The following is a 26,416-nucleotide window of genomic DNA, read 5'->3' as shown; positions in this document are numbered from 1 at the left end:
CAAAAACTACTTTTTAAAAAGTCCTATCTTTGAATCTTTCACAATAAACCTATCCAATGAAAATTCTTCACACCTCCGATTGGCATATCGGGAAACAACTTCATAAATACGATTTAAGCCCAGATCTTGAGCTGTTTTTTGAGTGGATGATCGAATATATAAAAGCTGAAAACATCGACGTACTTTTAGTTTCAGGCGATATTTTTGACCAAGCAAACCCTTCTCAAGCTGCGTATAAACAATATTATGATTTATTAAAAAAACTGATAAATCTAGATTGTAAAATTATCCTGACTGGCGGAAACCACGATTCGCCAGCGGTATTAAATGCCCCAGCAGAACTGTTAAAAGCGTTCGACGTTAGCGTTATTGGCGGCGCTACCGAAATGATCGCAGAAATGTTTGTAGAAGTTGAAAAAAACAATGAAAAATTAGTTGTGGCAGCAATTCCATTCCTAAAAGATCGGGATATCCGGAAGTCGGTTGCTGGGGAAAGTTATGCCACTAAAATTGAACAGATAAAATCTGGACTTCGCACGTATTTTTCAACAGTAAATAAGTATTATGACGAATATCATCCTGATCAGGTTTTTATTTTAATGGGACATTTATATGTGCAGGGAAGCGAGGTTTCAGAAAGTGAAAGAGATATTCAAATAGGGAATCAAGCAGGGGTAGAGGCTAGTATGTTTGAGGAAGTTCCAGATTATGTGGCATTAGGACATATCCACAAACCCCAAGTTATTTCGCACGAGCAAAACATCCATTATTGCGGATCTCCTGTTTCTTTAAGTTTTTCAGAAAAGGAGGATTGCAAGCAAATTAATGTGATTACAATATCTGATAATAAAATTACTAATGTTGAAATCGTCCCCATTCCAAAACACAGAAACTTGGTCACTTTTGAAGGGAGTTTACAAGAAGTGGAGGAGAAGTTAAACGCCTATTCCGAAGAAACCACGTTGATTTCCTTAGCCGAAATAATCGTAAATGAAGAAAGCGAGAGTTTGGAAAGAAGGCAAGCTTTTGAAGCGCTAACCAATTCGCAACCCAATGCAAATATCGCAATCGTAAAGTCACGGCTGGTTTTTAAAAACTTAGTTCGTGGCGCCAGTGACGCTTTTGCTGTTGGCACAGATGTAGCCGATGTTACCCCGATGCAGATGTTTGAAAAAAAGTTGGAGTTGCAAAGCGGACTGGAAAATACAGAAGAATTAAAAAACGCATTTCGTGAAATTTTACAAGAATTGAATCTATAGTTTATGAAAATTCTAAAAATAAGATTTGAAAATATACATTCCCTAAAAGGCGAACACGAAGTAGATTTTGGCGACGGCATCTTGGCCGAAGCAGGTCTTTTTGCCATTACCGGTCCTACGGGTTCTGGGAAATCTACGTTATTGGATGTTATTACTTTGGCGCTGTACAACCGGATTGCTCGAGTGGATAAAACCGTTAGCAACTCAATTTTGGAAGATGACGGTGGGATTATGACCCGCAATATGAAAAGTTGTTATGCCGAAGTGGAATACCGCGTAAACGGAAAAGACTATCGCAGCCATTGGTCCATTGAGCGCAATAGGAATAATAACCTAAACGCCCGAAAACAGGAACTGGTGGAAGTTGCCACGAGTCAGATTTTAGAATCCGGCACCAAAACTCCCGATAAAAACCACGAAGTTATTGGTTTAAGTTATGAGCAGTTTGTAAAAGCTATGGTTTTATCGCAGGGAGAATTTAGCAAATTGCTACAAGCTCCGCGCAACGAACGCAATAAGTTGTTGGAAGATATTACGGGTGCAAAATCCTATCGAGATATTGGAAGAGCAGTTTATTTCCGATTTAAGGGAATTGAAAAGAAAATTGATTTAGTTGAAGCCAAACTGGAAGGTATCGAATTATTGACTTCAGAAGTTATCACGGAAAAGAAAGCCGAACTAAAAACATTAACGGAATCAAAACCAAAAACAGAAAAAGCATATAATCTTGCTTCAGAAAAAATAAAGACACGTCAAAATCTTCAAAAGAAGCAAGAAGAACAAAAGGGACTGGAAGCCGAAAAAGCAAGGTTAAAGGAAGATGTTGAAGTATTTAAACCTTTTAAAGTTGAATTGGAAAAGCACGAAAAGCTTTCCAAATACGCTGTTAATCTTAGGGAATACGACGCAGTTGTAAAAGAAGTAAACCAACTGAATGATGGATTGGAGAAACTTGGGAAATCAAAAGAGGAAGCTGAAACGCAACAAAAAACATATCTAAACACAGTTTCAGATCTGCTTGCAGAAAAAATAGACATTGCAAATGCGAATGCCAAGTTAGAAGCTTTCCGAAGTAAAATTTCAAAACTTCAAACCGAGGAAGAAAAGAAAAAGGGGGAAGCCAATCTCCATCAAACCCAGTTGAATAGTTATGTTCGCAATATAAAGTCTTTGGGCTATACGCTCAATCAAGCAGAAAACTCAGAACAGTTTAAACCGCAATTTGGTTCCTTTTCAAGATCAGTGCAGGAAAGCATTACCAATTCTGGAGTGGAGACGATGGAGGAGTTAAACACCGAATTAGAACTCATTCGCGAAAAACAGGAAAAAGCAGGAGAATTACTCACTAAAAAAGAGCAGTTACTAAAAGTTCAAACCAATCTTAAAACCCATTTAGAAAAACTTAATACTGCCAAGGAAAGCCTAGACGCAGACACCAAGGCCATCGCGACTTTAGAAAAAAATGTTTCCGAATTAAAGAAGGAAGTAGAAAATCTTGAGAAGAACCTAGAGCAACAACGAAAACATCAGAGCTTAGACGAATATCGCTTGCAATTGGATCCCGAGCAACCTTGTCCGCTTTGTGGTTCCATACATCATCCGTATGCTTCCGAAGAGCCTTATTTCGATATCAAAGAGGAGTTATTAAAGGAAAAAAAGGATTCGCTTCAAACAAAAACCAAGCATCTAATCACTTTAAATGAAAAGAATAAATTCCAAGTAAAGGATATCACTGCATTAGAAACTGCTATTGAAACCTTAAAAAAGGAGGAGACCCAATATTCGGAAACCCTCACAAAACTTGCCAATCAACTAAAATGGGATTATAAGGAAGATTTAGAAACTCTTAAAACCCGTAGATCTGACTTAACCCATCAGATTCAAAAAATGGAAGCCTCCAAAAAAGCTTTTCAAGCAGATTCTATTTTAAAAGACCTGGACGCGAGTTTAAAACATTGGGCAACTTCCGAAAAAGATTATACAAGGTTAAAGCAAGAGCGCAGCTCACTGTATAGAGGACAGGATATTAATAAGGAATCAAATAGTTTAGCGACTCAAATCACCCAATCTGTCGCAAATATTTCATCTATAACTAAGCAATTATACGATACTACAGAAAAGCTCAAAGTCACTGCTTCAGAGAAAACGAAGAAAGCAACGGAGCTAGAAAGTATTGTTTTAAAAGAAGACTTAGAAAACCTTGAAGCGCTACGGAAATCAATTATTTCGGAAGAGCGAGCTAGTAAAATTAGAAAACAAGAAGGCCAACTTAAGGAACGGAAAACGCGGATTTCAGAAAAGGAAACTTCTCTTCAAAAAGTTTTAAAGGAATTAACCGAAAAAGATGACGTAAAACTTACAATCGAAGCCTTAACTTCTCTCTTTGACGAATCTAAAAAGCAATGGGACGTACTTTCAGTAAACATCGGGAAAATCACCCAAAGCTTGGAAGACGATGAAAACAACAAGAAGCGCCAGCAAAAAGTTGTGGACGAATTAAACCTTTTAAAGAAAGATTTGGCCCTATGGAAATCAATGAACGATTTAATTGGCGATGCTACGGGAAACAAATTCTCAAACTTTGTGCAGGATCTAACTTTGGAACAACTTATTGGATTTGCTAACAAACGCCTTTCAGAATTTAGCGATCGCTATCTTCTGGATATTCCCACTTCCCAAGAAGCCGAAAAAAGCGACACCCTAAAGATCTTCGATAAATATATGGGGAACGCTCGCCGTTCCGTCCGTACTTTATCTGGTGGGGAAACCTTTTTAGTTAGTTTGGCAATGGCCTTTGCCTTGTCCGACATTGCCGCCAGAAACGTAAAAATAGAATCCCTATTTATAGACGAAGGTTTTGGAACCCTAGACCCAGAAACCTTAGACCAAGCCATCACCATCCTCGAAAAAATGCAAAACGAAGGCGATAAATCCGTTGGTGTAATCTCGCACGTAAGCGCTTTAAAAGAACGCATTACCACGCAGATTAAATTGGAGAAAGGTAGTTTGGGGTATTCTACGTTGGAAGTAGTGCAGTAGGTGGTTTCAAGTTTCGGGTTCAAAAATCTAAGGCTTATCAGTCAATAAATTAACTCCAACTTCAACTCCACGCGGCGTGTTCCTTCCCCTTCTAACCATTTCAAATTTAAAGACTAGTTTTACAGGGGAAGGTGCTTTGCTCTTTGAAGCTTTTTAGCGAAGAAGTGGCAGCTGGGAAACAGTCTTCTTAAACGCAATATGTCTAATCCAGCTGACGGAAGGGGTTCTTCCCTTTAAATCATTTTAAATCAATAGACAAAATAGTTTCATAGGGGAAGCCTGCCTGCCATTTTTTCGGAAGGGTGGCAGCTGGCAAACATTTTGATTTAACGCAATATGTTCAATCCAGCTGCCATGCCTTCGGCAGGCAAAACGAAAGGGGTTGTTCCCATTCCACATTTATCGTCAGTGCGCTAGAAGAGCCGATTACCACGCAGATTAAATTGGAAAAAGGCAGTTTGCGCTATTCTCCCTTGGAGATGGTGCAGTGAGGTTGATTGAATATTTTTCTTTTAGAGAGAGATATTACTTTAATAATATTAGTTTTAAAGCTATTATAAAAAAACGCAGCACTTCTATTTTTTTACATGAACCCGAGGTTGTTTTTAATCTTTTAAGATTTTGATGTAAAAATTATTATTGACAAGATGAACAAGTGCTATATATACCTCACTTTGGTGTTTTATAAACCCATGTTGTGCATTATTTATGATTGATAAGAAAGACATAATAATCGATAGAACTATTTCTGCTGGAGTTTATTCAATAATACCGCCGTTAGGTATGCTATTAATATCTGGTGGTAATTGGAAAAACACAATACTGTTCATTCTGATTTTATTCGTTGTGACGATAGTTTTTCTTTTTAACACAGCGGAATATTATATGACCAATTTTAAGTTCCAAGATGACAGGATTGTTTTTGATTATAGAGTTACCATTTCAGATCAATTAGAACATTTGGAAATTGATTATAATTCGATAGATAAATTTAAATTTTACCGAAAGAATAGAATTTTAAACAGGTTTAACCGAATTACGATTTATTATAAAACGGAACTTGGAAAACCTGAAAGCTTTAATTTAAAAGTAAAAAATGCTTTACAGTGGAAAAGTATAATAGAAGAATTGGAAAAACAATGCACAACACGAGTATAAACGTTATATGGACATTTCAGAAACGCGACAAAACCTACAATTAATATGAGTATATTCTCTTATCATCTTGTAAAAGTACCATTTACATTAGCGATAAAAGGATTATTCTCAGCCCCAATTCAAAAGAAAACAAAGGGCCTAATTCACCTTGAATATATGTCAGCAATGACATTAGGTTCTCCAATCCTGTCCCCTTCAAGATTTCATATAAGACAAGTAGCAATTTTTGCACAATGGGAAAATGAACAAGCTCTTGAAAACTACTTAAAAAAGGAGGAGTTTGGTAAAATTTTGACAGATGGTTGGCACGTTCGATTAGCATTTATGAGAGAATGGGGGAAAATAAGTGGGTTCAAAATACCAAATCAAAAAGCAAAATTGGAAAGTCCTTCATCTCCAGTTGTTGCAGTTACAATTGCTAGAATGAAACCTTTAGCAATTCCCAGATTTTTGCATTGGGGAAAACCAGTTGAGAAATTAGTTCGTGACCATACAGGAACTTTACTTTCATTAGCTTCATTTAGATTTCCTAATACAGTTTCTACCTTTTCAATTTGGAAAACAGAAAAAGAAATGACTAATATGGTTCACGGTCATAGCGATATACCTAAACCAGAAAGACATTCAAATGCAATGAAAGAGAGAGAACGAAAGAACTTTCACTTTGAATTCTCAACATTAAGATTTAAACCACTTTCTGAATTTGGAACTTGGAAAGGAAAAAAAAGTTATATCCCAATCCTTAATGTAAACGAATAATGGGAATTGCATCTTTAAGACAAAATCTTCAAGATTGGTTAACCCAACAATGGGTTATTCTATTTGGTAGGAAAATCATTCCCAGTCAAAATGAATGGTTGTTAGGTCCTTTCGGTAAAACCAAAGGAATTGGCCTAAAACTAATTGAGCAATTAGCGATAAACGAAAATTTAGAAATCGATAGAAGTGAACATGAAAAAGGTTTAATAAAGTCAATAAATCAACTAAACTTATCAAATCAACAACTTAACTGTCTATCAAAAAATGTAATTGACTTTTACGAAGCCACAAGCAATTATGAGTTTGATTTAAAAGTTAAGTGGAATCCATTTTTTAAAGTTTTCGGGAGATTATTAAAAATATTGTTTAGTAATAGAATTGAACAATTAAACCTACCAATGGGAAACAACAAGGACTCTAAGGTCTTAACAAGTGAAATAATACACTTAATTGATAAAAAAACCAAAGAATTAAAACGGACAATCTGGCTCAGAACTTTTAAAAACTCAGGACAAGTAGTTTATTCAGGTGTTTACGAAACTTGTACTATTCCGAATGGACAAACGTGCATAAAAGCTATTTTTCCTTTACCCAACGGTAACGCAACAGTTGTAATGGAACCAAATGTAGGAAAGAATGGAGAACTAATTTTAAAATCTTCGGGAAGAAAAATTGGAGATAGCGGATTTTATTTTTTATTAAATGACTCTAAAGGAAACCTATGGACTAAATACATTAAATCATTTAAAGACCAACTTGTCGTAAGTTCGGTAAATGAAGTAATTACAGCAGAACAAACATTGACATTATGGAATTTAAGGGTTTTAACGTTCGTTTATAACATAAAAAAATTACAAACAATACCGTGAATAATTAATGGCTAGTCATCGCCTACTTACGAATCCCGATAGCTATCAGGACTCGCGAATTTTCTACCTACCAGCAGGCAGGTCCGGTTTTTATTTACTAAATTCCGAGCTTAATCACGTAACTAATTATACACGTTATAGGACATTCCCAACCCAAGAAACTGAATGGAAAAAATTCAAAATCAGAAACATACCAGAGAAACTCTGTACTACGCGATCTCAAGAATGTTGGAAAGAGCATCTTATTATGGTTTTCGTGCGCTTATCTTTCTCTATATGGTTGGGGAAACGTTTAAAATGGAAGCAACTGAAGCATTAGGCATTTATGCTTGGCTTACAGCTTCCGTGGTGCTTTCTCAAATCATTGGGGGAGTATTTGGTGATTTACTTATTGGAAATAGAAAAGCGGTTATTTTTGGTGGAATTATTCAAGCAATCGGGGCATTTAGCTTATGTATTCCTTCGACCATTGGACTTTATTTAGGGTTATTCCTTGTTTCTATAGGTAGCGGATTTTTCACACCAAATATTATTTCAAATTTCGGAAAATCATACTTGAATAAAACTAAATTGTTGGATTCTGGTTTTACGATATTTTATCTTGCCATAAATATAGGTTCGTTTCTTGGAATTTTACTAATTGGATATTTAGGAGAAACTTTTGGATATAGTATTGGATTTATTATGTCTGGAATACTAATGTTATTATCAATAGTTCCCATAGTTATTTTAAAAGAAAAAACACAAAATAACATTGAAATAAATAAAGTATCAATAGGCAAAAGGATATTAAATATTTCAATTGCACTTCTTGTTGTTGCAATATTTTGGGGCACTTATGAAATCTCACAAATTCGGATTTTAAATTTACAATTAGAATTCAGGGAAATTTCAGCTTTGGATATATCAAAAAGTATGTGGCAATCTATTGGTTCTATTTTCACATTAACAATTAGTTTAGCTGCAATCGTTCTATGGACATATTTCTATAGTTCTCAGTTTTTTAAATTAATACTGGGTTGCATATTTGGAGTAATATCATTAGGAATATTATTTTTAATTCCAGAAATTCCAACTGAACATCATGCAATTACGTATTTGGTGTCACTATTTTTTCTTGGAATTTCGGAAATTCATATTGCACCAATAATTCATTCAATATTGACAAAATATTCAAACCCGAAATATTTGGCAATATTAATTAGTTTGGCATTTTTGCCAACAAGTCTAATTTATCTACTTTTTGGTTTGTTCAATGATAGAATTTTTGACAACCCAATTTTAGGATTGAAAATCGGAATTATATTAATGATTATTGTTGGAATTGGACTTATTGGATATGTATGGTGGAATAAAAAAGTTAGCCACTATATTGCCAGAAACCACAACACCTAATGAACAACAAAGTCATAAATTGGAACCTCGACCCAGTAATTTTCTGGATAACCGATACCTTCCCTTTACGATATTATGGAGTTTTTTTCGTTGTAGGGATTCTTATAGCACATTATGTTGCGAAGCGTATTTACATTAAAGAGGATATACCAGTTGCAAATTTCGAAAAGCTATTCATCTATATTGTTGTTGGAATATTTTTAGGCGCAAGGCTTGGCCATTGTTTGTTTTATGAGCCTGCGTATTACTTTCAAAACCCACTCGAAATCTTGTTACCAATTAAAAAGATTGGAGATTCTTATCAGTTTATTGGTTTTCAGGGATTGGCAAGTCACGGCGGAGGAATTGGAACTTTAATTGCCATCGCAATTTTCTGCAAAAAGTATAAAACAAACTTCTTAGGGGTTTTAGACAAAATTGCCATTGTTACGCCAATAATAGCTGTCTTTATAAGATTAGGCAATTTTATGAACTCTGAAATTTATGGAAAACCAACAAATGGAAATTGGGGCGTTGTTTTTCAAAGAGATGATTTAATTCCAAGACATCCCACACAAATCTATGAAGCATTTTCATACCTTTTAATCTTCGGTGCATTACTATTTATCTATAACACAAATGCTAAAGAAAAATCCAACGGACTTATTTTTGGAGTGCTTCTTGTCTTGGTCTTTTCTGCAAGGTTTATCATTGAGTTTTTTAAAGAAAACCAAGTCGATTTTGAAAACCAAATGTTGCTAAATATGGGGCAGATTCTAAGTATTCCGTTTATCATTATCGGACTTATTTTAATAGTTACTAGGAAGAATCGAAGTATGCACCAAAGGGTCTGATAAAACAATCAATCCTGTTCTTCAAAAGCAACATGTACATATTAATTCTAGCGTAAGTATAGTTTTGAACTTTTTAAAAATAAGCAATTCGATTCTATGTGAATTTTTCGTGCCTTGATGATTTTATTTGAAATTACTAATAAATCAAGTTCAATAACCTCTCAAATCTATCAAGCAAATTATCTCCATCTTTAAACCAAAGCTTTCTAATAAGACTATCTTTGAACAATTTAAACCCACCACTAATCTTTTATACTGAAATGGAACAAACCGAATACTTAGAAAAATATATATTCACTGACTTTAAAAACATAAACGAAGGAACCGATGCGGACGACGTGCAGCAATTTTCCGAAGCAGATTTTGAAAGCCTACTTGAACTCGTTGAACACAACGGAATAGGAGTTTATAATATTAGTACTTGGCTAAATGGAGAAGCTTTTGAAGTAGCCGAACACGACGATTTTAAAAAGAAAGCTACAGATCCAAAATGGTATAAAAAAGCATTTCTAACGCTTAAATCTCGCCAAGCCGGACTTACCTATGCTGCGACTTATAAGGTTTCTAGTAAGCTTTTGGCAAAATATACGGAGGCAGATAGCGAAGACTAAAAGTAATATAGTCAAAAGTTTATTTTAATTCCCAGATATTTTTTGACCAAATGATTGCTTAGAAATAAACCGAGGCAGTTTTTAATGTAGAATTAGACCTAACAGGTTTCTTTTTCGTCCGTAGCTTGATCCGCAGGATGAAAAACCTGTTAGGTCTTTTTTATGTCATAAAATCGAGGTTTTCCAAATGTGTAGCAGCAAACCAAAACTATAGTATCTAGTAGGGAGTGGCGTTACCCCCATGCAGATGAACTATAAATGTTAAAATTTCTAAGACAATTATGTTAAAGGAATAAATAGTTTTAATATATTTGAAATTGAAGCTTTTGCTTTATTCTCCCCAGAAAACTAAAATCTAATTAGGCTACCAGCTTATTGTGGTTTTAAGTGCTTATTAAATTTTGAAATATTACTTTAAAACCTATATACAAGTGCTATATATACGTCACTGTCTATTGAATATATCTATGTTTCCACACATTTGAAAAACATTATCTACATATCAACATTACTTCTGATTTTTAGTTGTGGGAAACAAACAACCGAGATAAGGTATTACCCAACTGACCGTGAATTTTCAAATGAAAAATCTGAATTAATCGGACTTGATACAACTAAATTAAATTTTATAGGCTTAACTAATAAAGTTGGGACTTTCTACAAAGATTACGGAAAATTAGTTGTGGAATTCGATGACGGAAATATAAAAAAGCGAATTATACCCTATGTTTATGATGGTGGATTAATAAAATCTCGGAATGTATTACCCATTACATCGGATTCAATACTTAAAGATTATGGCTATCCAATTACAGAACTAAAAAAACTTTTAAAAAGACATTATTTAAACGATGGAAAAAACTTAAGTTATTCGGTATCAACAAGAAGGGCTCTAATTGAAGTTACAATTGACACAAGTAAAAGCGGAAAAGAACTTAAAGAAGTTTTGACCAAATTAACGAGGTCATTTGATGAAATTAAAGAAGAAGTTAATGACAGTATCGAATTAAGAATTTTCTTTGATTATTTTAGACAAATCCCACCACCACCACTGCCTCCGAAAATGAAAGATGAATATAAAGGGGGATAAAAACGTGTGGCAATCGAGTAGACGGGTGACGACTTAAAAGTCGCCACTGCGCCTCTCACACTGCAGTCGAAACAGCCAAAAGGGAAATTAAAAGTAGAAATCTTAGTGAACAGGAACTATATCTAGCCAAATCAAAAAAAAACCTATGAAATTTAATTTACTAACAGTTTTAGTCATTGCATTTTTTGTTTCGTGTAAATCTGACCCGAATAAACAAATTGATGAAGGTAAAATCACTGAGAATATTTATCACAGCGAAGAAATTGGTTGGACAATGGAAATCCCAAAAGGGTGGAAGGTAACTCACAGAAGTGAACTTCTTAAACGGACTGAAAAAGGATTAAATGCAATTAATGAGACAGCAGGAAGTGATTATAATGCGAGCGAACTAAAACAACTATTAAATTTTCAAAATGACCGAGCTCATATTTTTCAATCAACTTCTGAACCTTTTGAGCTCGAATACGATGGCGAATGGGAAGAAAACAACGCTGGACTGAAGGAACTAATCTATGAGATCTATTCAACACGTGATATAAAAATTGACACTTCCTCCTCCAAAGAAATTATTGATAATATAGAATTCCACGTTTTTCATATTAAAATGTACGGTCCAGACGGAAAAGTAATGTTGCACCAAGATATGTACGGCAAACTCATAAATGGATATGATTTTGGAGTTAACCTAAACTATATTAATGACAAAGAAAAAAACGAAATGATGAATGCTTGGAAAAGCTCAAAATTTGATTAGAAAGCGTGCTACAATAACTAAGCATTCGTATGGCCGGTACGGCCCAACATGAAAATCCCAAATGTTCGGGATTGACTGCCCGCCCTCCGCAGGTGGAACCGGTGTTTGTCGATCAGCACTATGGGGATTGGTCTAGTTTGGAATAGATTTTCAGGAGTCGGTTTTTCCTGATTTGGGATCGTTGGCTGCTGTTTTTGTTAAGGAGTCAAAGATCGCTGTACATTTTGTAGTTTCTCTTGGCTATTTTTGAGGTTTCTCTGGCCGTTTTCTTAGGTTTTGGCCATAGGGTTCATAATACCCCCAATAACACAACCGTCCCACAAGCAAATACACTATAAACGTTATTTTTTTTAAGACAATTACGTTAAAGGATTAAATAGTTTTAATATATTTGAAATTGAAGCTTTTGCTTTCTCCTCCCCAGAAAACTTAAACCCAATTGTGCTAGAAGCTTGTTCCGGTTTTAAGTATTTATTAAATTTTTAAGGATTAGCTTAATAAAAGCCGCGATACTCATTTGTGTTATATTCGGCATCGGAAGTTCTATATATGCATGTTAGCAAACATTTAAATCTAAATTACGAATGAAAAAAATGAAATTATTTTGCGGAATTTTAATCGGACTTACTATATTCTCATCTTGTTCAACCGATAACAACGACAAAGAAAATGAACCGAACAACACCAACCATCTTGTAAAACGAGAATATGCAAGTAATAATGTCAATTTAGAATATAGATACAACGAAAATGGAAATTTAACTCGAATTCTTGATATTGATATTCAAGAAGAAATCGATTCTGAAATAAACTTTACTTACAATTCAAATAATATAGTAAAGAGAAACCTAGTGTCAAGGAATTCGAATTATAGTTCAATAACAAACTATTCCTTTAACGGAAGTAACAGACTTTTAAAAGCTGTTCTAACTATTAATCAACCTAATAACCCAATTAATCCAATCAAAATTATTACCCAAGAATTTTCGTATAACAATAATATTATTACTGTAAACATTGGTTCTAGTACAGGCGATACAAGGGTAGTTACTTTAGAAGTTAATAATTCGGAATTAATTAATAAAATGATTGAAAGTCTGTATTACGTAGTGATTAGCTATGACACAAATGGTAATATATCGGAAATTAAGGTATTTGATATTAATGATAATTTATTAAATACTACAGGATATTCATATGATAATAAACCTAACCCTTTTCACGGTCAATTAAAATCAATTTATTTACCATTATTCTTAAATGCATTTATTGACGCGTATTTTGGAGAGTTTGTTTGGGATGGGTATGAAGGATATTACTTTCCTTTTTTAAAAAATAATATAACCTCTCTAAGAAAGAATGGAAATTTGGATAGTAATTTTAACTATTTATATGACAATGCCCATTATCCAATAAATGTAAATGAAGAACCTAACGTACACAACGCAAGTGAATTTGATATTGAGTACGAGTAATAAAAACGTTTGCTAAAAGTAGTTGCTATTTTAAAAATGAACAAATCGACAATATATATCTGGCTTACTGTTGCATTCCTGCTTCTAGGCAAACGCAACCTGATTGGGCAAGAAATAATAGTGCATAACCTGCCAAAGGATACAGATTTTTCTTCTTTGGAGCCTCACTTATTTGAACAGGATGGAGATGAGAAATTATATATTCTAGTTGTCTTTGCGCTAAGTGAAAATGATTACATTTTTTTAAACGACGATCAAATATTAAATTTTAATCATAAGTGGCGGAATCAAATAACCTTAGTGAAAAACGCTGCTCTTTTTAGAGCTATGAATTATCACGGGTCGCATAGTGTTGTAGTCTATAACATAATAAAATCAAAGCCGGAAGAACTTTTTAAGGCATATTTAGAAGATTGAAACAACCAATAATATTAAGCATTCCAAAAAAAAAATAAGCGAGCTATATGCCCAGAACAACACCCTTTCAATCCTACAATCTTAACATTTCCCCAAAATTTTCCCTAACTTCCCCAACCAATCAAAAAATACAATTTCAAAACAAACAATACCCCCAAACACATAAACCCCACCAATGTCCGAAGACCATAAAAAACAACTGGAGCAACAACTCTGGAATATTGCCAATACTCTAAGAGGAAAAATGAACGCCGATGAGTTCCGCGATTATATCCTGGGCTTTATTTTCTACAAATATTTATCCGAACGGATGGAAATCTATGCCAATGCCATTCTAAAACCCGATGGAATTGAATTTAATGATATAGACGAAAACGCTACCAATGGCAAGGAATATATTGCTGCCATTCGGGAAGAAGCTTTGGAAAAACTAGGCTACTTTTTAAAACCTTCCGAACTGTTTAGCGCCGTAGCCAAACGCGGGAATCACAACGAAGAAGTTGCGTTAGATCTCGCTGCGGAAGAAGTACATAGCTACAACACCAAACACAACTTTATACTAGAAGATTTACAGAAAATCCTAAACAACGTACAAAACAGTACGATGGGCACGGAGAGCGAAGAAGATTTTGACAACCTCTTTGAGGATATGGATCTTAACTCTACCAAACTGGGGAAAACGCCAGCAGCACGTAACGAGATTATTGCCAAGGTACTCGCGCATTTAGATAAAATAGACTTTAAGCTAGAGCAAACCGAACTAGATGTTTTAGGCGATGCCTACGAATACCTTATCGGGAAATTTGCTAGTGGGGCAGGGAAGAAGGCAGGGGAGTTTTACACCCCGCAAGAGGTGAGTATCGTTTTAGCGAAGTTGGTAACCACTGGAAAAACCAAGTTAAGATCTGTCTATGATCCAACTTGCGGAAGTGGATCTTTGCTTTTGCGGGTTGCCAAGGAAGTGGAAGAAGTAACCAACTTTTACGGACAAGAACTAAACCGCACCACCTACAACCTGGCGCGGATGAATATGATCTTGCACGGCGTACATTACCGCGATTTTGATGTCAAGCAGGAAGACACCCTAGAGCATCCCCAACATTTGGAACACCGCTTTGAGGCCATTGTCGCCAATCCGCCATTTTCTGCCAATTGGAGTGCCAACCAGCTTTTTATGAGTGACGATAGGTTTAGCCAATACGGAAAACTGGCACCCAAAAGCAAGGCCGATTTCGCCTTTGTACAGCATATGGTGCACCATCTGGCCGAAAACGGACAAATGGCAGTGGTATTGCCGCACGGCGCGCTGTTTAGGGGCGGTGCCGAAGGCCATATCCGCGAGTATCTTATCAAGGACAAAAACTATCTGGATGCCGTTATAGGCTTGCCGGCAAACATATTTTACGGCACCAGCATTCCCACCTGTATTTTGGTGTTTAAAAAGTGTAAGGAAAACCCAGACGATATTCTGTTTATAGATGCCAGCGAACATTTCGAAAAGGTGAAAACCCAAAATATGTTGCGCGATACCGATATCGAAAAGATAGTAAGCACCTACCGCAACCGCACTACCGAAGATAAATACAGCTATGTAGCCACTTTAAGCGAAGTAGCCGAAAACGACTACAACCTAAACATCCCGCGCTATGTAGATACGTTTGAAGAAGAAGCCCCTGTGGATATTAAAGCTGTAGCCCAAGAAATACAGACCTTGGATGCCCATTTAAAAAAAACCGATGCTCGTATCGCTTCCTTTTGTGAAGAATTGAACATTGAAACTCCGTTTTAAGCTATGGATATAAATACTATTATTTTGGGCGTGCCCCAAGGGTCGGGCTATCCTGTACAATCTTTTTGCGAAAAAGCAAAAAGGATTTCCCATACTATCCCTCACGCAAATCCGGCTAACCTATGAAAACACGACAATTAACACCACAAGTACGCTTTCCGGAGTTTGAAGGGGAATGGTCTTTTAAACTTTTAGGTGAAGTATGTAAAATTCAAACAGGCAGTAAAGACACGCAGGATAAAGTAGATGATGGGTTGTATCCATTTTATGTCAGATCAAATACTATTGAAAAAATCAATTCTTACTCATTTGATAAACCTGCAATTTTAACTTCAGGTGATGGTGCAGGAGTTGGGAAAATTTATCATTTAGTAAACGGTAAATTTGATGTTCACCAAAGAGTATATGCCTTAACGGACTTCAAAAATGATTTCTCAATAGAGTTTACCTATCAATTTTTTTCTGAAAAATTTTATAAAAGGGTTATGCGACTAAGCGCAAAGAACTCAGTAGATTCAGTGAGAAGAGATATGATTTTCGATATGAAAATGTATCATCCAACTTATATAGAACAACAAAAAATTGCCACTTTCCTAACTTCCATAGACAGCCGTCTGCAAAACTTAGAAAAAAAGAAAAGCCTTTTGGAGGATTATAAAAGAGGCGTGATGCAGCAGATTTTTAAACAGGAGATTAGGTTTAAAAACGAGAATGGTAAGGAATTTCCGAAATGGGAGAAACGTAGGTTTTCTGATGTGCTATTTGAGCACAAATTAAAAAGTACAGGAAATGAAGAAGTGCACTCAGTTTCTGTTCATAAAGGAGTTATTAACCAAATTGAGCATTTAGGAAGAAGTTTTTCAGCTAAAAATACAGATCATTACAGTAGAGCTTTACCTAATGATATCATTTATACAAAAAGTCCAACAGGAGATTTTCCATTGGGAATTATTAAGCAAAACCACATCCAGAAGGACGTAATTATCTCGCCGTTATATGGAGTTTTTACTCCTGAAACTAAAGGCTTGGGATATATGTTACACGTATATTTTGAATCGCCTATAAACACATCAAATTATTTGAGTTCAATAATTCAAAAAGGTGCTAAGAATACAATCAACATAACAAATAACACATTTCTGTCTAAGAGATTATTATTACCTGTTTCTAAAGAAGAACAAACCAAAATCGCCAATTTCTTATCGGCAATTGATAAAAAAATTGAATTGGTCAATGAGCAAATAGAAAAAACCAAAACCTATAAAAAGGGGTTGTTGCAACAGATGTTTGTGTAAATGTTAAAACAATGTAACACGCATGTAACTAAGCTTGTTTAAACAACCGTAACCCCCAGTAAAACAGGTCTTTTTGAATGTAACTAGTAAGTAACTGTACGATGAATAAAGAAGATATAGACCAATTAATTGATGAATTACAGGCGTTGCCTAGAGAGAGTGAATGGGTCGAATTTAAAGGAGATAATTGGAACCCAGATAAGTTAGGTTCAAATATTTCGGCTTTATCAAATGCGGCACTATTAGAGGGTAAAAGATATGGTTATATCGTGTACGGTATAGAAGATAAAACCCATGCCATTAAAGGAACTAATTTCGATCCTGATAAAGTCAAAATTAAAGGGCAAGAAATAGAAAACTATATAGCTACGCAATTACAGCCCCGTACAACATTTAACATTATCAAACATAAAGTTGAAGATTTAGATATTGTAATATTCCAAATAAATACTCCTATCGGACATCCTTTAAGATACAAAGGTATTGCTTATATCCGTGTGGGTAGTTACACCAAGGAACTTAAGGATCATGCGGATAAGGAAGCACGTTTATGGCGAAAACTAAATAAAGAAGTATTCGAAAAAACTTTGGCAACAAGTTACATGAACCCTACTGATGTTATAGAAAAGATAGCTTTTATACAAGTTTTTAAAATGCTTGGCATTCCTTTACCTGAAAGTAGAGAAGCAATATTGGAAAAACTCGTAGAAGAAAAGTTAATTCACTTAAAGCTCAAAAAGTACGCGGTAACTAATCTTGGTGCCATATTATTTGCAAATGACTTAAATGAATTTCCAGAAATAAGTAGAAAAGTACCAAGGGTAATTATCTATAAAGGAAAAGATAAGTTAGTAACTATAAAAGAACAAGAAGGAAAAAAAGGGTATGCAACTGGTTTTAAGGGTTTAATAAATTATATAAATGACCAATTACCCTCGAATGAAGAAATAGGAAGAGTGTTTCGAAAAGAAGTTAAAATGTATCCTGAATTAGCAATAAGAGAGCTAGTTGCAAATGCAATAATACATCAAGACTTCAGTATAAAAGGAACTGGAGTGATGATTGAGATATATTCAGACCGTATTGAAATAACTAATCCCGGTAAACCAATGATTGACACGAATCGATTTATAGATCATAGTCCCGAAAGCAGAAACGAAGCTTTAGCGAGATTTATGAGGAGATTAAAGATCTGTGAGGAGCGAGGAAGCGGTATTGACAAGGTTATATCACAAGTAGAAACCTACCAATTACCAGCACCTGAATTTATCGAAGGTGATAATTATACTCGGGTAAAAATGTTTTCGACCAAGTCGTTACGTCAGATGACTAAGAAAGATAAGGTAAGGGCAACCTATCAACATTGCGTATTAAAATATTTATCAAATGAGTATATGTCGAATTCTTCTCTCAGATTACGTTTTGGGATAGATGATAAAAACTACCCTCAAGCTTCAAGAATAATAAAACAGGCGATAGTAGATGGACTTATAGCAGAATACGAAAATTCCAAAACATATATTCCATATTGGGCACAATAACAATGTAACCAGCATGTAACTAAGTAGTACAACCTACTGCGCAAATCGCTGCTTTATAGATGTGTACGATAAATTTTCAATGTAACTGAAGTACTTTATGGCAAATCAACCAGAACAAATATTAGAAAACCAATTAGTAGCGCAGCTATCAACTGTTGGGTACACAAAAGTTAGTGTTCCGGATGAAACGGCATTATTGGCCAATCTAAAAACCCAATTAGAAAAACATAACAAAACTACGTTTACACATAAGGAGTTTGATCGTGTGCTCAATATTCTAAGCAAAGGTTCTGTCTTTGAAAAAGCAAAAACCCTTCGCGAAAAGCAACATATTATCCGTGATAATGGCGATAACCTCTATTTCGAGTTTCTAAACACCGAGCATTGGTGCCAAAACGAATACCAAGTAACCCAACAGGTTACTATGGAAGGGGATTATAAGAACAGGTACGATGTAACGCTACTGATAAATGGTTTGCCTTTGGTTCAGATAGAACTAAAGCGTCGCGGTCTGGAAATGAAGGAAGCCTTTAACCAAATTAACCGCTACCAACGGCATTCATTTGGCGCAAAGTCGGCATTGTTTCAGTACGTACAAATCTTTGTAATCAGCAACGGCGTAAACACGAAGTATTACGCCAACAACAGAAACCAATCCTTTAAACAGACTTTTTATTGGGCAGATAAGGAAAACAACAGATTAACCAATATTCTAAACGGGTTTACCAGTGAATTTCTAGAACCTTGCCACGTTTCTAAAATGATCTGTAAATACATCGTGCTAAACGAAACCCATAAAATACTGATGGTGCTAAGGCCATATCAGTATTACGCGGTGGAAAGCATTATTGATAAAGTTCAGAATAGCAATCACAACGGCTATATCTGGCACACCACAGGGTCGGGGAAAACGCTTACTTCATTTAAGGCAAGTCAGATAATAATGAAACTGCCACAAGTAAAAAAAGTGGTGTTTGTGGTAGATAGAAAAGACTTGGATTATCAAACCATTAAAGAGTTCAACAGCTTTTCCAAAGGCAGTGTTGACGGCACAGACGATACCAAAGCCTTGGTTAAACAATTCAGTGATGATACGCGATTGATTGTAACCACTATTCAGAAGCTAAATACAGCCATCAGTAAAAAGAAGTATCTGGCCAAGATGGATAAATTGAAAGATGAACGCATTGTCTTTATTTTTGATGAATGCCACCGCAGTCAGTTTGGCGAAACCCATAACCGCATAAAAGCCTTCTTTAACGACCACCAGATGTTTGGTTTTACTGGCACCCCAATTTTTGCAGATAATGCTGTAAAAAATGAATTGGGAAAACGAACTACCAAAGAACTTTTTGGCGATTGTCTTCATAAATACGTGATTACCGATGCCATAAAAGATGAAAACGTTCTAAAGTTTTCTGTAGAATACGTAGGGAAATACAAGAGAAAGGAAAGTGCCACCGAGATAGATATTGAAGTAGAAGACATTGACCGTAGAGAGTTGATGGAATCGCCAAAACGCCTGGAGATGATTGCAGATTACATCATCGCCAATCACGACCGGAAAACCCACGCGCGGGAATTTACAGGAATGTTTTGCGTGAGCAGTACCGATATGTTGGTAAACTATTACGATATTTTTCACCGTAAAAAAGAAGAAGGGAAACACAATCTTAAAATAGCAACCATCTTTAGCTATGTAGCCAATGAAGAAGATGCCGATGCCAACGGCTATATTCCAGATGAAATGGCAATGGCGGCAGAACAGGAAGGAATGTACGATTTAAGTCTGCATAAACGTGATAAACTTGAAAGCTATATAGGGCATTACAACGAAATGTTTGGTTCCAATTTCACAACGAAGAACAGTCAATCTTTTTATAATTATTACAACGATATTTCAAAGAAAGTAAAGGAGCGTAAAATTGATATCCTACTGGTAGTAAATATGTTTTTAACAGGCTTTGACAGCCCAACACTGAATACCTTGTATGTCGATAAGAATCTAAGATATCACGGATTAATACAAGCCTATTCCCGCACCAATAGGATTGTTAATGAATTAAAATCGCAAGGAAACATCGTTGTTTTCCGAAACCTAAAGCAAGTTACCGATGAGGCCATTACTCTCTTTAGCAATAAAGAAGCGATTGAGGTGATTATTATGGAGCCTTATGAGGATTATGCAACCAAGTTTAATGAAGCTTATAAAAATCTACTGGAAATCACGCCAACGGTTAACAGCGTAAACGATCTTGTAAGTGAAGAAGACGAATTGGAGTTTATCAAAGCATTTAGAGAGTTGATGCGTTTAAAAAATACGATGACCACTTTTGCCAATTTTGATTGGGAAGACTTGGAAATGAAGGAACAACTGTTTAATGATTTCCGAAGTAAGTATTTAGATTTATGGCAGAAAGTAAAACAAGACCACAGCAAAGAAAAAGTTTCCATTCTTGAAGATGTAGATTTTGAATTGGAATTGATTCACCGTGACGACATCAACGTTTCCTATATCTTAAAACTCTTGGCAGATATGAAAGGCGCCAACAAAGAAGAGCAAGAAGCCAAGAAAAAAGAAGTCGTTGATCTGTTAACTGGAGAAGCCAACTTACGCAGCAAACGTGAATTGATTGAAAAGTTTATTCAGGAGAATTTACCAGTAATTGAAGATTCCGACACCATCCCACAAGAGTTTGATAAGTATTGGACCGAAGAACAACAAAAAGCCTTTGAAGCTTTTGTAAAAGAAGAACACCTATCTTCCGAAAAAACCCAAAAACTCATAGAAGATTACCTCTACGCCGAACGCGAACCCTTACGAGATGAATTGTTAGATTTAATTGATGGAGGTAAACCTTCCGTCTTAAAACGCAAATCTATTGGGGATAGGCTTCTGAGTAAGGTCGTTGAGTTTGTGGATACGTTTATTAATGGGATGGATGGTTAAAATGTTTTTACTTATAAGTAAAATAACTGTATATTTGCAAACCATATGTTTTCTAAATGTCAATTAATTAAAATACCACAATTAAGTGGCCCGAAAGGTTCAGTGTATACAATATTGATTGATGATGAACAAATTTCTCCCTTTCAAAAATTTGTTTCCCGTTACAAAATTTCATTTAAAAGTGAAATTAATGATATAGTTTCTCGTCTAAAGGTAATGGGATTCAAAAGAGGAATGAATGAAGGTTATTTCAAACTATATGAAGGAAATCCTGGTGATGGGGTATGTGCTCTCTATGATAAAGATAAAAGTAATTTAAGGCTATATTGTATAAGGTATGGTTCACAATTGATAATACTCGGTGGTGGAGCCCAAAAACCAAAAACAATTAGAACCTTGCAAGATGACCCTGATTTAAAGCGAGAAAACTACATCCTCAGAGATCTATCAAAACTTATAACTGAAAAAATGCAGGATAAAGAAATCCAATTAAGTGAAGATGGATTGGATTTTGAAGGAGAATTAACCATTGAAAAACTTGATTATGAATAATATTAAAAACCAAAACTTTGATTTTTTAGAGGATATTTTAGACGAAATATCACCTTTAGAAATGAAAAAAACCGAACAACGTATGCTTAATGCGGAAAAAATCCGTAAAGCTATGGATGCTAAAGGCTGGAATAACAACAGACTCTTAGAAGCCTTAAATAGAAATAGTCCAAGCATTATCACAAAATGGCTTAGTGGCACACATAATTTCACCCAAGACACTTTAGTAGAAATAGGTGAAGTATTAAACATAGATTTTTTTGCAAAAGAACAGGAAAATATTACTGTTAAATTTGATTTTCCCGTGATGGAGAATAAAACGAGCGGATTTGATAGTTATAGTAGTTTAGACTCTATACTTAATTCCCATAGAATAGATTTTTCAGGTTCCCAACAAAATAGATGTTTAGAATATAGAGCATAGAAATGGAAAAAAATAAGGAGTTCAACTTTCAAATTAAAGGAATTGAAATACTTGAAACAAGTATTCTTGCACCTAAAAATCGTATAGATGTTAATACTATATTTGGTTTTGATCTACAGTTAAAACAAAGTTTTAATTTAGAGAGAGAATTAGTAATTGTTACTTGTTTAATTAATGTATTCGATAATGACACAAAAAATAAACTAGGCCATCTTGAAGCAAGTTGCTTATACTTTGTGAAGAAACTAGAAAAATATATAGATAAAGAGAATAATACAACTTCATTACCTCAAGAAGCAGTTGTTACGTTAAACTCCGTTTCAATTTCGACAATAAGAGGAGTAATGTATGGAGTATTCAGAGGAACATTTTTAAATGGAGCCATACTTCCAATTGTCAATCCATCATTATCAGATGAAGTGAAAAAACAGTCTCAATAAATATTATAAGCCTTTGGCGAGATGAGCTACTTGATTAAATCGACGTTGATAAACCTTCCGTCTTAAAACGCAAATCTATTGGCGACAGACTTTTAAACAAGGTTGTTGAGTTTGTGGAGACATTTATTAATGGGATGGATGGGCGAGGGTAATTCCTAGATTTCATATTATTCAGACCTAACAGGTCTCAAAGACCTGTTAGGTCTTGCAACCGCCCAGGTTGGCGTGTACATTCCGCCCCTGAACATCCAAACAACTTTTTCCTCAAAAAACCTCGCTAATCATTAGATAGTTTTAATATATTTGAGACTGAAGCTTTTGCTTTATTCTCCTCAGAAAACTTAAACCCACTCATGCTAGCAGCTGCTTGTGGTTTTAATTGGCTATTAAATTTTGAGGGTTTAATAATAAAACTAGGGTACAAGTGCGATATCCAAGTCACTTCATGTTGGATATAAACACGTTAGCCTAATACAAAAACACATTCAAAAAAATTGAACCATCGATTTTATAATAAAAATAAAAAAGAGCAAAGCAGAATCTTAATTGTGATAGCGATTTGTTCTCTTACAATTATATTATTGTCCATTATCATATCAATCTATTCAGAAATATACCTGATTGGAATTTTGACGTTTGTAATAACCTTATCTATAATTGCACCTTTCTTTGATATGCCTTCCTTAAAAAAAAGTGGGAAAATGATTTATCATTCTCCTTTATTTATAACTGAAAAACCTAAAGACGGCCTAATTAAAATTCACGGAGGAACTCTATTTGATTACTATTTCGTAATTGAAAAAAAAATGAATGGAAAACAAAGAACTGATTTTATAATCCAACAGTATTTAGATGGATTATTGCACCTAATTGAAAAGTATAAGAATGATAAGAAAATGAAAATTCGTGGTACAAGCTACATAATAAATAAAAGAACCGCAGAAAAAATTGGCTTTGAAATTGTTGAAACTGACATTTTGCAAAAAATAATACTAATTTATAATTACTTCAATATTTTGATTTCAAATTCAATCGCCAAGAATAAATTATCATTCCCCAAATTAAACAAAACACAAACGTTTGTCACTGATGTGAGTCTGTTACTTGAACAAAAAGAATATATAGAAAAATTAAATAAATCATTAAAAAGTACACGGACGGGAGCTAAAAGTAATAGAATTTAGAAAAGACTCCCAGCTGGGATCATCCATCAGTAAATTTGGCATAAGCGTTAACGGTTTAAATAATTTTAATCAATTTGAAACACAATTTTTTTTGCTTTATCCTCCCTAAAAAAGTTAAGCCTAATAACTCTACTGGCTTATTGATATTTTAGTTGCCTACTAAATTTTAGAAAATAAATTACTAGAAAAACCTAAGTAGAAGTACGCTATATACATCACTTTATGATTTGCGCAATTTGAGAACTCGCTCAATATACCTTCTATAGGGTATTGAATGGAACTGAACTATTGACTAACATTACATATAAAACAACGTAATATGAAAAAAATAGCCATTCTACTATCACTTTTAATTCTTTTTGGATGTTTAGAAGATGATTCAAATAGTGAGGAATCTGAAGCACAAGACCCAAATGCAATAATTGCAGATAATGTTGTCGTTATTTTAGCAGAAAATTCGGAATTAATCAGTGCGGATTTAGAACTAGAGAGTGGTCTTTATAAAATACGATTTAATGAAACTCCACCTGAAATAGAAGTTAATGACATCATAGTTGGTGATGAAGGCTTGGGGTTTTTAAGAAAGGTCGTTAGCATTAGTTCATCCAATAATGTGCTGACCATGCAAACGGATCAAGCTAATATGGAAGACGTATTTGGCAATACCAATATTAACTTTTCAACCGACCTACCGACTTTCAACAGGCTGAGTTCTAGCAATAGCTCACAAAGATTAAATTATGAAAATTTTGGGCAAGGCGTCAGTAGAAGAGATGATTTTACATTGGATTTTGCGAATGTTGAAATTAGCTCAAATGCATATGCTGATTTAAAAATAACCAGTGGCTCCTTAACATTTAATCCTATGTTTGAGTTTGATCTCGATTATAGTTTCTTCTCTTTAGACCGATTTGAATTTGTATCAGAAAATGCGGAACTCAATACAGAATTAACGCTTAACCTAACTGCGAATGCCGGTACTACAATTCCTATTACGGAGTATATATTGTATGAAAACAGCAAGACTTTTGTAAAACCTATTGGTAATATTCCGGTTGTTGCAACCGTTTATCTCAAAGTAAAAGCCACTTCTGAAATAGAAACCGCAGGTACGCTCTCCCTTTCTAAAAAACTGGAACATAACACTATACTTAATTTAGGGGCAACTTACGAAAACGATACTTGGACAACAATTGCTGATATTGATCCTAATTTCGTTAATCATCCTGTTGAGTTAGGTAGTTCATATATAAATGTCAATGAAAAAATAGCAATCGTACCTGAAGTGATTATTGCATTTTATGGAATAAATGGTCCAAAAATTGACCCTATCTTATCAGGTAACTTTGGAGTGAACGTGGGAGCATCTCAAGATTGGGATGCGTATTTGAATGCAAAGTTTGATATAAACCTAGGGGCAAGTATTGGTATATTAGGCGAAACTCTAATTTCCTTACCATTTATACCTTATAATATATATACACAACCTATTTGGAATGCACCTGATTCAATTGAATTGATCTCAGGAGATAACCAAACAGGAAATCAGGGAGAGGAACTGGCTAATCCGTTGAAAGTACGAATCGTGGATAATTCTGGTTTATTTTATCTTAAAAATGTTCCTGTCCATTTTAACGTTGCGTCCGGAAACGGAACGATTGACAACCAAATTGTAATGACCGATAGTAATGGTTACGCAGAAGTTGCATGGACTTTAGGAGAAACTAATGAAAATCAAACTGTTGAAGCAACCGTCAAAAAGGCTAATGGAACAACTATTGGCAGCGTAGTTACTTTTAATGCAAGTACTGGTATAGATTTATCTGGAGAATGGCTTCTCACAATTACAAATTGTTCGGATTGTGCTCAAGATGTATTGCTGATTTTTAACAGCAACGGAAGCGTAACATATAGTCATCCTGAGTTAAACCGAGATTTAACGGTAAATAATTATAGTTTAAATGGAGATTCTCTAACTATAAGTTATACGCAATTAACTGAACATTGTGAGGGAGAAGTAATAAGTCAATATATTTCGCAAAAGAATTTAAATTTTGAATTTGATTCAAATAAATTTTTAGGCACAGACAGTATTCAAATAATAGGTGGTAGCAACAGTGATGGATCTTGTGTTGTTGGATCAGAGAGTTTTACAGATCAAATTATACTAAGTAAGCAATAACCGTACAACACGTCAGTAACCGTTGCACAACCTCATAATTTTATAAAAACCGAAACCATATAAGCCGCTATTAAGTGGCTTTTATTTTGCCCTCCTCTATAGAGGGCAAAATTCTACGACTAGCCCAACCACGCCCTTTCTTCCACAACGGCGAGCAACCCCAATATATAACTTACGAGCAGGAGCTAAAAGTAATAGAATTTAAGAAAAGATATTAAAAGATTATGCTTTGTTCTGTGTGAAAAGTTTGAACCCAATAATGCTAGCAGTTTGTTCCGGTTTTAGTTCCCAGTTCAATTATGAAAGATTGATAAGTAAAAAAACCTGGGGATAATTGCCATATATATGGTATTACATGTTGTATATATTGATGATCGCAACATTACTAAATTAGTGTACG

Annotated in this window: 21 protein-coding genes; all 21 read left to right on the top strand. The window is 34.8% G+C overall.

The annotated features are described in order from the left end of the window. Positions 1-56: 56 nt before the first annotated feature. Positions 57-1,259 (top strand): exonuclease SbcCD subunit D, encoded by a 1,203-nt coding sequence (locus G440_RS0103195; protein ID WP_026449974.1) that lies wholly within the window; start codon positions 57-59, stop codon positions 1,257-1,259. Positions 1,260-1,262: 3 nt separating this feature from the next. Continuing rightward, on the top strand, positions 1,263-4,298 hold the full coding sequence (locus tag G440_RS0103190; RefSeq protein ID WP_026449973.1) for an AAA family ATPase: 3,036 nt from the start codon (positions 1,263-1,265) through the stop codon (positions 4,296-4,298). A 708-nt stretch (positions 4,299-5,006) separates the two neighbouring features. Continuing rightward, positions 5,007-5,456 carry a hypothetical protein gene (locus G440_RS0103180; protein WP_026449971.1) on the top strand — a complete coding sequence of 150 codons (450 nt, stop codon included), beginning with the start codon at positions 5,007-5,009 and terminating at the stop codon, positions 5,454-5,456. Positions 5,457-5,501: 45 nt separating this feature from the next. After that, entirely contained in the window at positions 5,502-6,215 is a 714-nt protein-coding gene (locus G440_RS0103175) for a hypothetical protein (protein ID WP_026449970.1), read from the top strand. After that, complete coding sequence (locus G440_RS0103170) at positions 6,215-7,084, top strand: hypothetical protein (RefSeq protein ID WP_026449969.1); 870 nt, start codon at positions 6,215-6,217, stop codon at positions 7,082-7,084. The genes G440_RS0103175 and G440_RS0103170 overlap by 1 nt, the downstream gene beginning before the upstream one ends. 165 nt (positions 7,085-7,249) lie before the next feature. Continuing rightward, the gene (locus tag G440_RS20550) at positions 7,250-8,479 is read left to right on the top strand and encodes an MFS transporter (RefSeq protein WP_084426561.1); all 1,230 of its coding nucleotides are present in this window, start codon (positions 7,250-7,252) and stop codon (positions 8,477-8,479) included. Beyond that, the gene (lgt, locus tag G440_RS0103160) at positions 8,479-9,312 is read left to right on the top strand and encodes a prolipoprotein diacylglyceryl transferase (protein WP_026449967.1); all 834 of its coding nucleotides are present in this window, start codon (positions 8,479-8,481) and stop codon (positions 9,310-9,312) included. The genes G440_RS20550 and lgt overlap by 1 nt, the downstream gene beginning before the upstream one ends. Before the next feature lie 221 nt (positions 9,313-9,533). Continuing rightward, entirely contained in the window at positions 9,534-9,923 is a 390-nt protein-coding gene (locus G440_RS0103155) for a hypothetical protein (protein ID WP_245574818.1), read from the top strand. A gap of 481 nt (positions 9,924-10,404) precedes the next feature. Continuing rightward, positions 10,405-11,013 (top strand): hypothetical protein, encoded by a 609-nt coding sequence (locus G440_RS0103150; protein WP_034258901.1) that lies wholly within the window; start codon positions 10,405-10,407, stop codon positions 11,011-11,013. Between the two features lie 145 nt (positions 11,014-11,158). Beyond that, positions 11,159-11,767 (top strand): hypothetical protein, encoded by a 609-nt coding sequence (locus G440_RS0103145; protein ID WP_026449964.1) that lies wholly within the window; start codon positions 11,159-11,161, stop codon positions 11,765-11,767. Between the two features lie 584 nt (positions 11,768-12,351). Continuing rightward, a complete protein-coding gene (locus tag G440_RS0103140; protein ID WP_026449963.1) occupies positions 12,352-13,242 on the top strand; it encodes a hypothetical protein in 891 nt (296 codons plus the stop codon). Between the two features lie 36 nt (positions 13,243-13,278). Continuing rightward, complete coding sequence (locus G440_RS0103135; protein ID WP_026449962.1) at positions 13,279-13,659, top strand: hypothetical protein; 381 nt, start codon at positions 13,279-13,281, stop codon at positions 13,657-13,659. A 175-nt stretch (positions 13,660-13,834) separates the two neighbouring features. Next, positions 13,835-15,448, top strand: coding sequence for a type I restriction-modification system subunit M (locus G440_RS0103130; protein ID WP_026449961.1), 1,614 nt, complete (start codon positions 13,835-13,837; stop codon positions 15,446-15,448). A gap of 122 nt (positions 15,449-15,570) precedes the next feature. Continuing rightward, the gene (locus tag G440_RS0103120) at positions 15,571-16,743 is read left to right on the top strand and encodes a restriction endonuclease subunit S (protein ID WP_026449960.1); all 1,173 of its coding nucleotides are present in this window, start codon (positions 15,571-15,573) and stop codon (positions 16,741-16,743) included. Positions 16,744-16,844: 101 nt separating this feature from the next. Further along, the gene (locus G440_RS0103115; RefSeq protein WP_026449959.1) at positions 16,845-18,284 is read left to right on the top strand and encodes an ATP-binding protein; all 1,440 of its coding nucleotides are present in this window, start codon (positions 16,845-16,847) and stop codon (positions 18,282-18,284) included. Positions 18,285-18,381: 97 nt separating this feature from the next. Further along, positions 18,382-21,234: a type I restriction endonuclease subunit R gene (locus tag G440_RS0103110; RefSeq protein WP_026449958.1), complete on the top strand. Its 2,853-nt coding sequence runs from the start codon at positions 18,382-18,384 to the stop codon at positions 21,232-21,234. Between the two features lie 45 nt (positions 21,235-21,279). After that, positions 21,280-21,786 (top strand): hypothetical protein, encoded by a 507-nt coding sequence (locus G440_RS0103105; RefSeq protein WP_034258898.1) that lies wholly within the window; start codon positions 21,280-21,282, stop codon positions 21,784-21,786. Continuing rightward, positions 21,779-22,210, top strand: coding sequence for a helix-turn-helix domain-containing protein (locus tag G440_RS20545; RefSeq protein ID WP_051285123.1), 432 nt, complete (start codon positions 21,779-21,781; stop codon positions 22,208-22,210). Before G440_RS0103105 ends, G440_RS20545 begins: the two co-directional genes overlap by 8 nt. A 2-nt stretch (positions 22,211-22,212) precedes the next feature. Next, positions 22,213-22,650 carry a hypothetical protein gene (locus G440_RS0103095; RefSeq protein ID WP_026449956.1) on the top strand — a complete coding sequence of 146 codons (438 nt, stop codon included), beginning with the start codon at positions 22,213-22,215 and terminating at the stop codon, positions 22,648-22,650. A gap of 494 nt (positions 22,651-23,144) precedes the next feature. Further along, entirely contained in the window at positions 23,145-23,834 is a 690-nt protein-coding gene (locus tag G440_RS0103090; protein WP_026449955.1) for a hypothetical protein, read from the top strand. Positions 23,835-24,153: 319 nt separating this feature from the next. Next, on the top strand, positions 24,154-26,016 hold the full coding sequence (locus G440_RS0103085) for an Ig-like domain-containing protein (protein WP_026449954.1): 1,863 nt from the start codon (positions 24,154-24,156) through the stop codon (positions 26,014-26,016). Positions 26,017-26,416 lie beyond the last annotated feature (400 nt).

Source organism: Aequorivita capsosiphonis DSM 23843, assembly GCF_000429125.1.
In the GTDB taxonomy this organism is placed as follows: Bacteria; Bacteroidota; Bacteroidia; order Flavobacteriales; family Flavobacteriaceae; genus Aequorivita; species Aequorivita capsosiphonis.
Note: the sequence above shows the minus strand (reverse complement) of the source record. Positions and strands in the feature narration are given on the sequence as shown.